General features: G+C 73.5%; 10 protein-coding genes. 8 read left to right on the top strand and 2 right to left on the bottom strand.

Features of this window, described 5'->3' with window-relative positions; genetic code table 11:
• Positions 1–3: 3 nt before the first annotated feature.
• Positions 4–804 carry an enoyl-CoA hydratase-related protein gene (locus Mam01_RS06550; RefSeq protein WP_204284500.1) on the top strand — a complete coding sequence of 267 codons (801 nt, stop codon included), beginning with the start codon at positions 4–6 and terminating at the stop codon, positions 802–804.
• Positions 805–1024: 220 nt separating this feature from the next.
• On the opposite strand, the gene Mam01_RS06545 is transcribed toward Mam01_RS06550, so the two are convergent.
• On the bottom strand, positions 1025–2125 hold the full coding sequence (locus tag Mam01_RS06545; RefSeq protein WP_239101088.1) for a glycosyltransferase family 4 protein: 1101 nt from the start codon (positions 2123–2125) through the stop codon (positions 1025–1027).
• A gap of 144 nt (positions 2126–2269) precedes the next feature.
• Here Mam01_RS06545 and Mam01_RS06540 point away from each other — a divergent pair, with 144 nt between their 5' ends.
• The 5 genes from Mam01_RS06540 (at position 2270) to Mam01_RS06520 (ending at position 9471) form a co-directional block, all read left to right on the top strand.
• Entirely contained in the window at positions 2270–3067 is a 798-nt protein-coding gene (locus tag Mam01_RS06540; protein ID WP_150935287.1) for a PIG-L deacetylase family protein, read from the top strand.
• Between the two features lie 89 nt (positions 3068–3156).
• Positions 3157–4281 (top strand): lysylphosphatidylglycerol synthase domain-containing protein, encoded by a 1125-nt coding sequence (locus Mam01_RS06535; protein WP_204284498.1) that lies wholly within the window; start codon positions 3157–3159, stop codon positions 4279–4281.
• A 238-nt stretch (positions 4282–4519) separates the two neighbouring features.
• Positions 4520–7879 (top strand): ATP-binding protein, encoded by a 3360-nt coding sequence (locus tag Mam01_RS06530; protein WP_204284497.1) that lies wholly within the window; start codon positions 4520–4522, stop codon positions 7877–7879.
• Between the two features lie 205 nt (positions 7880–8084).
• Positions 8085–8609 (top strand): DedA family protein, encoded by a 525-nt coding sequence (locus tag Mam01_RS06525; RefSeq protein ID WP_239101087.1) that lies wholly within the window; start codon positions 8085–8087, stop codon positions 8607–8609.
• Positions 8602–9471 (top strand): D-alanyl-D-alanine carboxypeptidase family protein, encoded by an 870-nt coding sequence (locus Mam01_RS06520; protein WP_204284495.1) that lies wholly within the window; start codon positions 8602–8604, stop codon positions 9469–9471. Before Mam01_RS06525 ends, Mam01_RS06520 begins: the two co-directional genes overlap by 8 nt.
• Before the next feature lie 13 nt (positions 9472–9484).
• Here the strand turns inward: Mam01_RS06520 and Mam01_RS06515 are convergent, their stop codons facing one another.
• Complete coding sequence (locus tag Mam01_RS06515; protein ID WP_204284692.1) at positions 9485–10276, bottom strand: TrmH family RNA methyltransferase; 792 nt, start codon at positions 10274–10276, stop codon at positions 9485–9487.
• A gap of 347 nt (positions 10277–10623) precedes the next feature.
• On the opposite strand from Mam01_RS06515, the gene Mam01_RS06510 reads away from it, so the two are divergent.
• Positions 10624–12318 carry a substrate-binding domain-containing protein gene (locus tag Mam01_RS06510; protein ID WP_204284494.1) on the top strand — a complete coding sequence of 565 codons (1695 nt, stop codon included), beginning with the start codon at positions 10624–10626 and terminating at the stop codon, positions 12316–12318.
• 178 nt (positions 12319–12496) lie between these two features.
• On the top strand, positions 12497–14179 hold the full coding sequence (locus Mam01_RS06505) for a sigma factor-like helix-turn-helix DNA-binding protein (protein WP_204284493.1): 1683 nt from the start codon (positions 12497–12499) through the stop codon (positions 14177–14179).
• Positions 14180–14296 lie beyond the last annotated feature (117 nt).

Here is a 14296-nt window from a genome sequence, read left to right as displayed (position 1 = left end):
ACGATGAACGTGAAGATCGAGCGCGAGGACCGTGTCGTCATCGCGCGCCTGCACCGCCCCGAGGTGCTGAACGCGCTGAGCACCGAGCTGATGACGGACCTGATGGACGCGCTGCGACCGCTGGACCGCGACCCGGGGGTCGGCTGTTTCGTGATCACCGGCTCCGGCCGGTCGTTCGCAGCCGGGGCCGACATCCGGGAGATGGCGGCCAGGACCGCCACCGACATGGCCGAGGAGGACTTCTTCGCCGGCTGGGAGGAATTCGCCGCGCTGCGCACCCCGAAGGTCGCCGCGGTCGCCGGGCACGCGCTCGGCGGCGGCTGCGAGCTGGCGATGATGTGCGACATCATCATCGCCGCCGACACGGCCACCTTCGGCCAGCCCGAGATCCGGCTGGGCGTGATCCCCGGCATCGGCGGCACCCAGCGCCTCACCCGGCTGATCGGCCGGGCCAAGGCGATGGACCTCATCCTCACCGGGCGCACGCTCGGCTCCGACGAGGCCAAGCGCGCCGGCCTGGTCTCCCGGGTGGTCCCCGGCGACCGCCTGATAGAGGAGGCGGTGGAGATCGCCGGCACCATCGCCTCGTTCAGCAAGCCGGCAATCGTCGCCGCCCGTGAAGCGGTTAACCGGGCGGACGAGACCTCCCTCCGGGAGGGTGTGCTCTTCGAACGGCGCGTCTTCCACGCGCTGTTCGCCGGCCCGGATCAGTCGGAGGGCATGCGTGCCTTCCTCGAGAAGCGCGCCCCGTCCTTCAACGCCCCGTCCTTCAACGCCCCGTCCTTCAACGAGACGCCGGGGTGACCGGACGGCGCATGTTACAAGAACAAGAACTGACGCACGGAGGGTAATCCTGGCCAAATCATGGGAATCATGACGGCACCAGCCGAGCGGACACCGCCGAAAGGAGGGCCGGATGAAGAAGGTGCAGATCGTGCAGCGACCGCGGCCGCCGAGAACGCCAGCCCCGGTCGACCTGCGCACCCCTTCGGGAAGGGTCCTCCCGTTCTGAGCACGGTCCTGGTCAGCCCCTGGCCAGCTCGTAGCAGCGGGCGAAGCCCTCCAGCACGGCGGGCCAGGAACACCTGACCGGCTCGGTCTCCCGGTTGTGCTCGGCGATCGACTGCCGCAGGGCGGAGTCGCGGGTCAACCGGACGACCGAGGCCACCAGGTCGTCGAACGTGCGGCCCAGCAGGCCCTCCTTGCCGGGCCTGACGAAGTCGGCCACCCCGCTCTGCGCCCGTGCCACGACCGGCACCCCCGCCGCGCGGGCCTCCAGCGCGGCCAGCCCGAACGACTCGCGCGGGGCCGGGGCGACGAACACGTCGGCCACCGCCAGCAGCGCCCTGATCTGCTCCCGGGTGTACCTGCCCGGCAGCGACACCCAGCCCATCCGCCGCTCCCGCAGATAACGCTCCATCCGCCCGCGGGCGGGGCCGTCCCCCACGATCGTCGCGCGCATCGCGATGTCCCCCGGCACCCGCGAGCGCGCCGCCTCCAGCAGCTTGAGCAGCCGCAGCGGCTGCTTGCGCGGCGCGAGCCTGCCCACCGCCACCACGTGCACGGCCCTGTCCACCTGCCCATTAACAGGCCCGTCCGGGCCGGGCCGCCAGGAGGTGACGTCGAGCCCGTTGGAGACGACCTGCACCGGCACGCGCGGGCCCGCCACCTCGCGGATGGGCCGGGCGGCGGCCTCGCTGACCGCGCTGACGACCAGCCCCCAGCGCCGCCAGCCGAAGGCGCCCTGCAGCGCCCGGTACATCCCCCGGGTGACCGGGTCCCACATGCTGTGCACGGTCGCGACCACCGGGAGCCCGGCCCGCACCGCCGCGCGCACCCCCATCCACGCGAACGGCGAGACGGCCCCGGTGTGGACGTGCGCGACGTCGTACCGCCCGCTCGCCATGATCCGCAGCAGGTGGGCGGTCCCGCGCGGGTGCACCGGCAGGTCGAACGGGAGGTTCGCGACCACCCGGTGCACGCCGGGCAGCGGCTCCCCGGGCGTCGCCGTCACCACCTCGACCAGGTGACCCGCCTCACGCTGCGCCCTGACGAGATCGGCGACCTGCACCTCGATGCCTCCGAGCCGCGGCAGGTAGCAGTCGCTGACGTGGAGAATCCTCACCGGGTCAGCCTGACAGAGCGCGCGATGCCCATCAAACCGGCCGCTCCCCGGCAGGGGTGGCGTCGCGGGACGCGGACCACGTGGGATCATGGCACGAGGACGACACGTGGTGGAGCACACTATGACAACGTTCCGTGGGGCGCGATGAGCACAGCGGTGTTCTTCCACGCCCATCCCGACGACGAGGCGCTGCTGACCGCCGGAACCATGGCGATGCTGGCCGACGAGGGACACCGGGTGGTGCTCGTCGTCGCGACCGCAGGAGAGCGCGGTCTCGCCGAGCTGCCCAGAGGCGAGGAGCTGGGCAGGACCAGAATGGACGAGCTGTACCGGTCGGCCGCGGCCCTCGGCTGCGCCCGGGTCGTGCTGCTCGGCTACGGCGACTCCGGCCTCGCGATCGACGGCGGCGTGGCCGACGACCGGCCCGACAACGCGTTCATCGACGCCGACGTCGAGGACGCGGCGCAGCGGCTGGCCTCGGTCCTCAAGGAGGAGGCGGCCGACCTGCTCACGATCTACGACCCGGCCGGGGGCTACGGCCACCCCGACCACGTGCAGGTCTACAGGGTCGGCAGCCGCGCCGCCGAGATCGCCGGCACGTCCATCGTGCTGGAGGCGACGGTCGACCGCGACCTGCTGCTCAGGGGCGTACGGCTGGCCGCCCGGTTCTACCCGGCGATCGACGTGCGGAGCTTCGAGCGGGCGTACTCGCCGCGCGAGGCGATCACCCACCGGGTCAGCGTACGCAGGTACGCCAAGGCGAAGCGGGCGTCGATGGCGGCCCACGCCAGCCAGGCGACCGGCGGCGACGGCGACCGCACGTTGGGGGCCATGCTGAGAATCCCCGGCCCCGCCTACCGCTTCGTCTTCGGCACCGAGTGGTACGTCCGCCGGGGGCTGCCCAGAGGCACCCGCCTCCGGCATCCGTTCGACTCCCCCTAAGGGACGTGATCCTCCGTCAGGAGGAGCCGGGCGCTCTCGCGGACCGGCAGACTGGAGGCGACCGGAGACCGGACTGGGGGCATTCGCGGGTGAACAGGAAGTGGCTGCAGATAGCGCTGTCCGCGGTGTCGCTCGGGCTGGCCGTGGCCCTGGTGGTCTACCTGCCGCAGATCGTGCACACGCTGACCGGCGCCACCGTGAGCTGGCACGAGATCGGCCAGCGGTTCGGCGGCCTCGGCTGGCAGACCATCGCGCTGATGACCCTGCTCTGGCTGGCCAGCCTGTGGGCGTACACGTACGTGATGACCTCTGCCCTGCCCGGCCTCACCCACCCGCAGGCGCTCACGCTCAACGCGGCCGGCAGCGCGGTCAGCAACCTGCTGCCGTTCGGCGGCGCGGCCGGGGTGGCCCTGACGTTCGGCATGACCCGCGGCTGGGGCTTCGCGAACCGGCCGATCGTCGTCTACACGCTGGTCACCGGCATCTGGAACTCGCTGTTCCGGTTCATCCTGCCGGCCGTGGGCATCGCCTGCCTGCTGATCGCGGGCAAGGCCACCAACCCCACCGTCGCCAAGGCGGGCTGGGTGGGCGCGGTCTCGATTCTCGCGCTGGTGGCCGTGGTGGCGGCCGCGCTCTACTGGGACCGCGCCGCCGCCGTGCTCGGCCGCGCGCTCGACCGGCTCGTACGGCTCGCGCCCCGGCGGTTCCGCCCGGCCGAGCACGCGGTGTCGGCGGCGATCGAACGGCTGCGCAGGGACACGGCCGGCATCATCCACACCCGGTGGGCCGGGCTGTCGCTCGGGATGGTCGCGTTCCTGGCGCTGCAGTGCCTGATCATGGCCGCCTGCATGGTCGCCACCGACTCCTATCCGGGTCCGGCCGAGACCGTCGCCGTGTTCGCGCTGAGCCGCGTCCTCACCACCGCCCTCGTCACGCCGAGCGGGGCGGGGATCATGGAGGGCGGCGTCGCCACCCTGCTGATCGGGGCGTTCGGCCAGCCCGCGGGCGGGGCCACCGCCGCGGCCGTGCTGTTCGGCTTCTGGACGTACACGATCGAGATCCCCTGGGGCGGTCTCGCGCTCGGCGGCTGGGCGCTGCTGCGCAGGCGGGAGGCGCGGGCCGCGGGCCCGGGCACGAACCCCGACACCGGCTCGGACGCCGGCCCCGACGCCGGCCCGGGCACGGCCGCCGCGCGGCGCTCCAGCGCCCTCTGAGTCTCACGCGAGACTCACCCGGATATCGCCCGTGATCACCCGGTTGATCGCCTAATATCGCAGGGCGAGAAGGTGAGGGCGCACGGCTTGGGGAAAGTCTTGTGCCCGCTTCGGGGCGCGCATACGGTGACGCCTGAAAGACGCCCGTAACAACCGCCCGTAAGAACCACCCGGCAACCCAGCACGTCCCCGGCACAGGCCGGACATCCGGCACCCGACAGCAGCAGAGGAGCGCCCCATGACTCCCCCGACGAGCCCGGTGACGTTCCGGGTCCTCGGGCCGGTGGGGGCGCACGACGGCGCCGCCGAGCTCGACCTCGGCGGGCTGCGGCAGCGGGCGGTGCTGGCCCGCCTCCTCGCCGCGCGTGGCCAGGTCGTGCCGGTGGACACCCTGCTGTTCGACCTGTGGGACGACGACGCCGCCAAGGGCGCGCAGTCGGGCCTCCAGGTGTACATCTCCCGGCTGCGCCGGGTGCTGGAGCCCAACCGCCCGCGCGGCGGGCCGAACCGGCTGCTCGTGACCGTCGCGTCCGGCTACGCCCTGCGCGCCGCGCCCGAACAGGTCGATGCGCTGCGCTTCGAGGCCACGGTCCGGTCGGCCGGAGAGCGGCTGGAGGAGAGCCCGCAGTCCGCCCGCGCCCGGCTGGAGTCGGCGCTCGCGCTGTGGCAGGGCACGCCCTACTCGGACTTCGCGGACCAGTCGTGGGCCGAGGCGGAGGTGGCGCGGCTCAGCGAGCTGCGCCTGGTGGCCAGGGAACGGCACGCCGACGCCGGGCTGCGGATGGGCCTGCACGCCGAGACCGTGCCCGACCTGGAGGCGCTGACCACCGAGCACGCCCTGCGCGAGGAGGGCTGGCGGCTGCTCGCGCTCGGCCTGTACCGGTGCGGGCGCCAGGGCGACGCGCTGGCCGCCCTGCGCCGGGCCCGCACGATCCTGGACGACGAGCTGGGCATCGACCCCGGCCCCGCGCTGCGGAAGCTGGAGTCGGACATCCTCGCCCAGGATCCCGGGCTCGACCTCGTGCTGCCCGCGCCCCGCAGGCCCGTCGAGATCACCGCGACCTGGCCGCCGCGCCCGGTCGCGACCGGGGACGCGCCGCCGCTGGAGCCCGAGCCGTTCGTCGGCCGCGACGCCGAACTGGCCGCGCTCGGCTCCGCCGTGCCCCGCGCGCAGGCGGGCCGGTTCACCGTCGCCGTCGTCAGCGGCGACCCCGGCGCGGGCAAGACCACGCTCGTACGGCGGCTGTTCGAGCGGCTGGAGCACGAGGGCTGGATCGGCGCGACCGGCGGCTGCCCCGACAGCACGGCGACCCCGCCGGGCTGGGCCTGGGTGGAGGTGCTGCGCACGCTCATCTCCCGCAGGGGCGCGGGCGAGTACGCCGCGCTGCTCGCGCCGCTGCTGGACGACGCCGCCCCGGACACGGGCGACGACGAGACGTCGGGGGGCTTCCGGCTGCACCGGGCGGTCGGCGGCTACCTCTCCGCGGTCGCCAGGGAGGCCCCGCTGCTGATCCTCCTGGAGGACCTGCACTGGGCCGACGACCAGACGCTCGCGCTGCTGCGCGCGCTGCCGAGCCTGCTCGCCGCCAGCCGGGTGCTGGTCGTGGTGACCTGCCGCGACGGTGAGCTGAACGACCAGCAGCAGGACGTGCTGGCCGCGCTCGCGCGGCTCGACCCGGTGCGGGTCGGCCTCGGCGGCCTCGACGACGCGGCGGTGGCGGAGCTGGTCCGGGCGACCTGCGTGCACGAGGTGGACGAGGAGGTCGTCAGCACGATCGTCGAGCGGGCCGGGGGCAACCCGTTCTTCGTGAAGGAGACGGCCCGCCTGTTCGAGGCCGAGTCGGACATCTCCGTGGTGCCCTCGGGCGTGCGCGACGTGTTGCGGCGGCGGATCGCCCGGCTCCCCGAGCGGGCCCAGCAGGTGCTGCTCCAGGCCGCGGTGATCGGCCGCGACGTGGACGTGGACGTGCTCGTCGACGTCTCCGGCGACGAGGACGCGGTGGTGGACGCGGTCGAGGCCGCGCTGCTCGCCGGCCTCGTGACCGAGCCCGGCCCCGGGAAGCTCAGGTTCGACCACGACCTGGTCAGGGACACGATCTACTCCGACGCCTCCCGGCTGCGCCGGTCGCGGCTGCACGCGGCCGTCGCCTCCGTCATCGAGCAGCGCAGCCCGAACGACGTCGCCGCGCTGGCCCACCACTACGACGCGGCGGGCACGGTGGAGACCGCCGCCAAGGCCGTGCGCTACGCCGGCCTCGCGGCCGAGCAGGCCGAGCGGAGGTTCGCCCACCGGGAGGCGGCCACGCTGTGGCAACAGGCCATCGCCGCCTTCGACCGTGCCCATACAAGCCGTGCGCAAGCGGGCCGGGAACCCGTACGGAACCGGCTGGAGTTACAGCTGCGGCTGATCAGGGCGCTGGCGCTGTGCGGGGACATGACCGCCGCCCGCGCGCACCGGGGAGAGGCGATGGCGGTCGCGCTGCCGTTCGGCGACCTGGAGCTGACCGCCCGCGTCGCGGCGGCCCTCGCGGTGCCGCACAAGGGCATCGCCCGCGACTTCACCCGTACAGCCTGGGAGATCGTCGACGTCACCGAGAAGGCCCTGGTCGAACTGCCCGCGGGAGAGCAGTCGCTGCGGGCCAGCCTGCTCGCCACGCTCGCCCTCGAACTGGAGGGGTCGGCGACCGAGCGCGGCTACCAGGCGTCGCTGGAGGCCGAGGAGCTGGCCAGGTCGAGCGGCGACCCCGCGCTGCTCGCCATGGCGCTGAGCGGCCGGCTGCGGCAGTCGTACACGCTGACGCAGGTCGACGAGCGGGAGACGATCGGCCGCGAACTGCTGCGGGTCGGCGCGGAGTCGGGCCAGATCGCCGTGCAGACGCTGGCGCACCTCGTGCTGCTGGAGTGCGCGGCGGCGCGGGGCGCCTTCGCCGAGGCCGACGAGCACCTCGCGCAGGCCGAGCGGCTCGGACGGCGCTACGACCTGCCCGCCCCGGCCGCCGTCGGCGCGTGGTACGCCGGGCAGCGGCTGATGATCACCGGCGACTACGCGGGGGCCGAGCGCGCCTACCGGAACGCGGCGCGGCTGACCGCGCGGGCGGGCATGCTCGAAGGCCGCCAGGACCTGCCGCTGATCGCCACGTTCTGCCTGCACCTGGTGGACGGGCGGGCCGCGGAGATGGTCGATCCGCTGAGCGAGGCCCACCAGCGCGGCGCCAAGTGGACGCTCGACGCCTACGCCGTGGCGCTCGCCGCCGCCGGTCACGACAGGGACGCCCGGGTGGTCGCCGCGAGCCGGGAGCCGGTCCGCACCGACTTCCTCTACGAGCTGACGCTCATCTGGCGCGCCCTCGCCGGGATGCTGCTCGACGACGAGGGCAGGATGCGCGAGGCGTACGAGAAGCTCACCCCCTTCCACGACCGCATCGCCGGGGCGGGCACGGGCGTGGTCGCCCTCTGGCCGGTGGCCAGGACCCTCGGGGACCTCGCCGTACGCCTCGGCCTGCCGGCCCGGGAGCACTACGAGAAGGCGCTGGCCGTGGCCGAACGGGTGGGCGTGCCGCGCTGGGTCGCCGAGGCCGGCGCGGCGCTCGGCCGATGAGCCCCGGTCGTGATCCGGAGTGAGGGAGGCGAGTTCGCGAAGGCCCCTGTCGGTGGTGGGCGCGTCCCCCGATCGCGTCACACCGCACTACTTCGCGAACCCCTCGCCTCGTGTTTCGTCACTCTCAGGTGTACGGAGGGTGGATTGACCGTGAGTTGCCATCTGCTTGCAAACGTGGCGTTCGGTGACGCTAAGGTGTGGCCACGTGCGAATTCCTGACCCTACGGCGGCCTCGGTGTTCGGCCTGCCCCTGTGGCTGGTCGTCGCGGTCGGCGCGGTCGCCCTGTTCGGCGCGTTCCAGGCGTACTACTGGATCGGCCGCAGGCTCGGCGACGCCCTCTACCGCTCCCGGATGGGCCGCAGGATCGGCCGGGAGCGGATCGAGCGCGTGGAGGGCGTGGTGCGCCGGTGGGGCGCGCTCGCCGTGTACGGCTGCTTCTGGGTGCCGGGGCTCCGGCACACCCTGCCGTGGGTGGCCGGCGCGCTGCGGGTGGACTACCGCTGGTATCTGGTGGCGAGCGCCCTCGGCTGCCTGACCTGGGTGCCGGTGACCTCCTTCGGTCTCTACTCGCTCCTGTGGGCCTGGCTGTCGCTCGCGGCCCGGTCTCCGGCCCTGGCCGCCGCGGCCGTGCTGGCGGCGGCCGTGGGGGTCGCGCTGCTCCTGCGGCGCCGGAGGAACCGGCGCGGCGCCCCCGCCCCCGAAGCCGTGCGATCATGTCGGGATGCGTAACGGGGTACTCATCGCGCTGACCGCCGCCGCCCTCGTCACGGCAGGGGCCGCCGCTCCGCCCGCGGACGCCCGCCCGGTGTCGGCCACGGTGTCCACGGCACAGGCCGCGGGGCCGTCGGTGACGGCCACTGAGGCCTATCTGGTCGACGTGACGACGGGAACGATCCAGTTCGCCAAGCGGGAGACGCGGCGGGTGCCGGTCGCGAGCCTCACCAAGGTCATGACCGCGTACGTGGTCCGCCGCCGGGCCCGACTGGACGACGTGGTGACGATCACCAAGGCCGACGTGAAGCACGCCCTGGCCGGCGGGGCCTCGGCGGCGGGGCTGCGGGCGGGCGAGCGGCTCACCGTGCGCGACCTGCTCTACGCGCTCATGCTGCCCTCCGGCGCCGACGCCGCGCACGCCCTGGCCGAGCGGTACGGCCCGGGAACGGCGAAGTTCGTGGGGCAGATGAACGACACGGCGAAGCGTCTCGGGCTGCGCGACACCCGTTACGCCAACCCCGACGGGCTGCCTTCAAAGGGCTACTCCACCGCCCGCGACCAGGCCACGCTGGCCGTGGCCGCGCTGCGGGACCCGGTGATCGCGTCCGTCGCCAGGAGCCCCAAGCGCGCGGTGACGAAGTCGCGCCTCCACCGGGCGCACGTGTGGCGCAACACCAACGAACTGCTGAAGGACGGCGCGGTGGGGCTGAAGACCGGCTACACGCGCCAGGCCGGATACTGCCTGTCGTTCGCCGTCACCCGCGACGATCGCACGTACGTCGGGGTGCTGCTGGGCGAGCGCAGCGACAAGGCGCGCTACACCACCGCGCGCAAGCTCCTCGACTGGATCGACGAGGAAGGGCTCGCGCTTCCCTGATTCACCCCGTGAGTCAGCCCGTGACCCGGTTTGGGACCTGGTTCCTGAGCAGGCCGTGGCAGGCGACGGCCGCGGCGGCGACCACGTTGAGCGAGTCGACGCCGAGGTCCATCGCGCGCGGGCTCATCGGGATGCAGACGGGCTGGTCGGCCTCGCGCAGCCAGTGGGACGACAGCCCGTCGCCCTCGGAGCCGAGCATGAGGGCGACCCGGCCGGACAGCGGAACCTCGTCGAGCGGCACGGCCGACTGGTCCGGCGTGAGCGCCAGCAGGCGGAACCCGGCCGCCCTGACCTCCGCCAGCCCGCCGTGCCAGTCGGTCATCCGGGCGTACGGGATGGCGAAGACCGCGCCCATCGACACCTTGACGGCCCTGCGGTAGAGAGGGTCGGCGCAGCGCGGGGACAGCACGATCGCGCCGACGCCGAGCGCCGCCGCGCAGCGGAAGATCGCCCCCACGTTGCCGTGGTCGACCAGGTCCTCCAGGACGAGGATCCTCTCGGCGCCGGTCAGGAGGGCGCCGACGGAGGGCAGCTCCGTCCGTTCCATGGCGGCGAGCGCGCCCCGGTGCACCGGGAAGCCGGTGACCCCCTCCATCACCTCGTCGGAGACGAGATAGACGGTGGTCTCCCCAGCGGCACCCTCGACGACGTCGGCCAGCGCGTCGAGCCACTTGGCCGTGGTGAGCACCGAGCGCACCGGATGTCCGGCCCCGATCGCGCGCCTGATCACCTTCTCGCCCTCGGCGACGAACAGCCCGCGCTCGCTCTCCACGCTCCTGCGCAGGTCGACGTCGCGCAACCGCATGTAGTCCGCCAGACGGGCGTCGGCGGCGTCCTCGACCGGGATGACCACCGGCCCAGGGTACGCCGTCCGCCGGCCCTGCCCCGAACCATGCCTGACAGAACCATGCCCAGACGGAGAAACGGCCGTATCACCGTGCTTCGCCCTGCCAGTATCTTCCCGTTAGCAATACGGAGAAAGAGGGCACCGTGGGCGGACGGCACCGCACAGACGAGTTGGATGGCGGCTTCGAACCCCCCTACAAGCCACCGCACGAGCCCCCGTACGAGCCCCCATATGGGCCCGCGTATGGGCCCGCGTATGAGCAGCCGTACGAGCCGCCGCCGCGGCGGCGGGCCGGGCGGGGCTCGGTGCTGGTCCCCCTGGCCGGGGCGGTCGCCCTGGCCGTGCTCCTCGGCGTCGCGGCGTACGTGGTGGTGAACAAGAGCCCCGGCTGCGCCGGTGAGAAGGTGTCGCTGTCCGTCGTGGCCTCACCCGACATCCAGCCGGCCATCAAGAAGATCGCCTCAAGGTTCGGCCAGGCGGGCAAGTCCGTGGACGGCAGGTGCGTCGCGGTGACGGTCAAGGCCGCCCAGTCCGCCGACGTCGCCAACGGGCTGGCCGGCACCGGGCCCACCAGCGGCAAGCTCGACCCCGACCTGTGGATCCCCGACTCCAGCCTCTGGCTGTCCGGCCTGAAGAGCGCGCCCAAGCCCGCGGCGAACGCCGCCAGCACCCCCGTCGTGCTGGCCGCGTCCAGGGCCGGCGCGGACAAGCTGCAGTCGGCCTTCAGCCCGAGCTGGACCGGCCTGATGAGCGCCGCGAACGCCGCCAACCCCGACGGCCTGGCGAAGAAGGTGCGCGTGCTCGCGCTCGACCCCACCCAGAACGCCGCGGGTCTCGGCGCGCTGCTGGCCGGGGCCGCCGTGCTCAACCAGGGAGGCGGGAGCGAGGAGACGCTCGTCGGCGTGCTGCGGCGGCTCTCGGAGTCGACCGTGCCGTCGCCGGACAGCCTGTTCGCCACGCTGACCAAGGCCACGGCCCGCATTCCCGTCGGCGTGACCTCCGAGCAGGCCGTCTGGTCGTACAACACGACGACGACCCCCTCGAACCCGGCGGTCGCGCTCTACCCGGCCGAGGGCACGGTCAGCCTCGACTACCCGATGGTCGTCACGGCCGGGGACACCGCGGCGCGCAGGGCGGCGCAGGCCTTCGCGACCGAGGTCTCCTCGCCCAGCGGGAGGAAGACCGTCCAGGACTACGGTTTCCGCACGCCGGACGGCAAGGGCGGCAGCCTGCTCAAGCCGGACAACGGCGTCAGCGCCAAGAAGCCGGCCACGATCCCGTTGCCGGACGCGGCGGCCGTCGCCCGCCTCTCCCAGGCCTGGCACCAGATCAAGCTCGGCACCAAGCTGCTCGCGCTGATGGACATCTCCGGCACCATGGCGCTGCCCGCCGACAAGAGCGGCATCACCCGGATGCGCGCGATCACCGACATCAGCGTCGAGGGCCTGAAGCTGTTCCCCGACAAGGCCGAGATCGGCATCTGGGCCTTCTCCGACAACCTGCGCGGAGAGGGCGTCGACTGGAAGCCCATCGTGCACATCGGGCCGCTGGCCCAGCAGATCAACGGCGTGACCCGCCGTGACGTGATCACGCAGGCGCTGCAGAAGTCGCGGGCCATCCCCACCGGGAACACCGGCCTGAACGACACGCTGTGGGCCGCCTACCAGAAGATGACCAAGGAGTACGAGCCCGACAAGGTCAACACGATCCTGCTGTTCACCGACGGCGTCGGCAACGACGACCCGAACGGCGGCATCTCCAACACCGAGATCCTGCGGAAGCTGAAGGGCGCCTTCGATCCCAAGCGGCCGGTCAGCCTCCTGATCATCTCCTACAACACCCAGAAGGACGAGGACCGGACGCAGATGACCTCCATCGCCAAGGCCACGGGCGGCACCGCGTTCTTCCCGCAGACGGTGCTGGAGATCCGCAACATCTTCCTCAAGGGCATCGCGCGCCGCCTCTGCGCGCCCGACTGCGGGGACGGCGGCCAGCAGTGATCTCCCGGTGACCTCCTGATTCACAAGGGCCGCAGGAGTCACTGTTTTCGCAGGTCATGCCGGTTGGGCATGGCTTCGGGCACGGCCGCGCGACCCGTAAACGGCGCCCGTCAGGGCGGCGTCCCACTCGTGTGGGGATCGGCGATATCCGGTTCCGTCACACGGGGAGGAACATCCGTTGCCCGAATGGCCCGGCGTCGGGCGAGCCGACGACCATCGACTGCTGGAGGCGCTGCGGCGCGGCGACGCCGAGGCGGCGCCCGCCCTGTACGACGCGTACGCCGACCGGCTGAGCGACTACGCCTACACCCTGCTTCGCGACCTGGAGGCCGCGGCGCGCGCCATGCACGACGCGCTGGTCGCCGGGTCCTGCTACGCGGAGCGGCTGACCGAGCCCGCCCGGCTGCGGGCGTGGCTGTACGCGCTGACCCGGTCCGAGTGCGCCGCGCCCGGCACCACGGGAGGCCACGCCGGACCGGTGATCGCTCTCGACGAGTCGGCCGATCCCCCGCTCGCGGCGCTCGTGCAGGAGGTGCTGGGGGAACTCGGCGCCGCCGAGCGCGAGGTGCTCACCCTCGCCGTACGGCACGGCCTGACGCCCGCCGAGGCCGGATCGGTCCTCGGGCTCTCCTCCCGGCAGGTGTCGGCAAGGCTCACCCGTGCCCAGGACCACCTGGAGAACGGCGCGGCGGCCCTCGTGCTGGCCCGGGTGGGCCGGGCCCACTGCCCGGGCCTGTCGGCGCTGGTGGACAACGGCGTGGGCGCCGACTGGCGGGACGGGCCGCTGAGCGACACGCTGCGCAAGCGGCTGAGCAGGCACGTCGCCGGCTGCGAGATCTGCAGGGAGGGCCGGGGCAGGCACGTGTCGGCCGAGCGGCTGCTCGACATGATCCCCGTCGCGTATCCGCCGCTGTCCGCCCGCCGCCAGGTGATCGACTCGATCCTGCGCGCCGACCCCCCGCCTGATGCCACCGCTCCCCTCGACGACCGCGGCTTCCCGGCCGCCGTGTCGCCGGGCCGGGCACAGGGGCGCGCCGGGCGCAGGCGCCGCGGTGAGCATGGGGGTGGGCGCGTGCGCAGACGGCCTCGTCCGCTCAAGGTCGCCCCGGTGCTGCTCGCCGCCGCCTGCGTCTTCGCCACCGCGGGCGGGCTCGCGCTGGTCTCCGGGGAGTCCCCCGCCGATCGCCTGGAGGCGGTGCGCGTGCCCCCCACCACCTCTCCTGCGGCCTCTCCCGCGCCGGACCCCGCACTGGACCCCACGCTGGATCTGGACGAGGGCGAGCCGCCAACTGGCGAGGACCCGGTGGACGAGCAGGCCAACGAGCCCTCCGCCCCTTCGGACGATTCCCCCGGTTCCCCCGGTTCTCCCGATTCCCCCCAGTCGTCCCCCCACCCGGCCGCGACCGCCCCGCCCCACACCCTCCCACCGCCGGGGCGGTCGCGGCCGACATCCACCCGTACGACCCGCGCGCCGAAGCCGTCGCTGACCGCCCTGTGCCCGGGCGACCTCGGCGGGGCCACCGGCGCGACGATCACGCTGGCCGCGCGCGGCTCGGCGATCGAGTGGTCGGCCGGCACGTCGGGCGGCATCACCGTCTCCCCGCGGCAGGGCAGGCTGCGCGCGGGAGCGAGCGGCCGGATCACGCTCGCCGTCGCCGATCCGGCGGTCCCGGGCAGCGGTGTGGTGACCTTCCAGTCGGCCGCGGGCCGGCCGTCCTGCCGGCTCTCCTGGGACGGGCAGGAAGGCGACGGCGGGCCCGGGCCGACCACCCGGCCGGACGACCCCGACGACGGCCACGGCGACGGGGCCACGACCGGCCCGTCTCCCGCCGGCGATCCGGCACCCTCTCCCTCCCCGTGAGGAGATCCGCACCGGGCGGTAACAATCACGCGTCCTGAGGTGTCGATGAAAGTTTGAAAGGGGAAAAACGACGCGACCGAGGATTTGAGGGGGCATTGTGGCCCAAGCATGGCTGCC

The organism is Microbispora amethystogenes, assembly GCF_016863015.1.
In the GTDB taxonomy this organism is placed as follows: Bacteria; Actinomycetota; Actinomycetes; order Streptosporangiales; family Streptosporangiaceae; genus Microbispora; species Microbispora amethystogenes.
Note: the sequence above shows the minus strand (reverse complement) of the source record. Positions and strands in the feature narration are given on the sequence as shown.

Bases quoted from the DNA above. Each gene is read 5' to 3' on its own strand.
- Mam01_RS06530 (WP_204284497.1), top strand. From the start codon at position 4,520: ATGACTCCCCCGACGAGCCCGGTGACGTTCCGGGTCCTCGGGCCGGTG.
- Mam01_RS06540 (WP_150935287.1), top strand. From the start codon at position 2,270: ATGAGCACAGCGGTGTTCTTCCACGCCCATCCCGACGACGAGGCGCTG.
- Mam01_RS06550 (WP_204284500.1), top strand. From the start codon at position 4: ATGAACGTGAAGATCGAGCGCGAGGACCGTGTCGTCATCGCGCGCCTG.
- Mam01_RS06515 (WP_204284692.1), bottom strand. From the start codon at position 10,276: ATGCGGTTGCGCGACGTCGACCTGCGCAGGAGCGTGGAGAGCGAGCGC.
- Mam01_RS06520 (WP_204284495.1), top strand. From the start codon at position 8,602: ATGCGTAACGGGGTACTCATCGCGCTGACCGCCGCCGCCCTCGTCACG.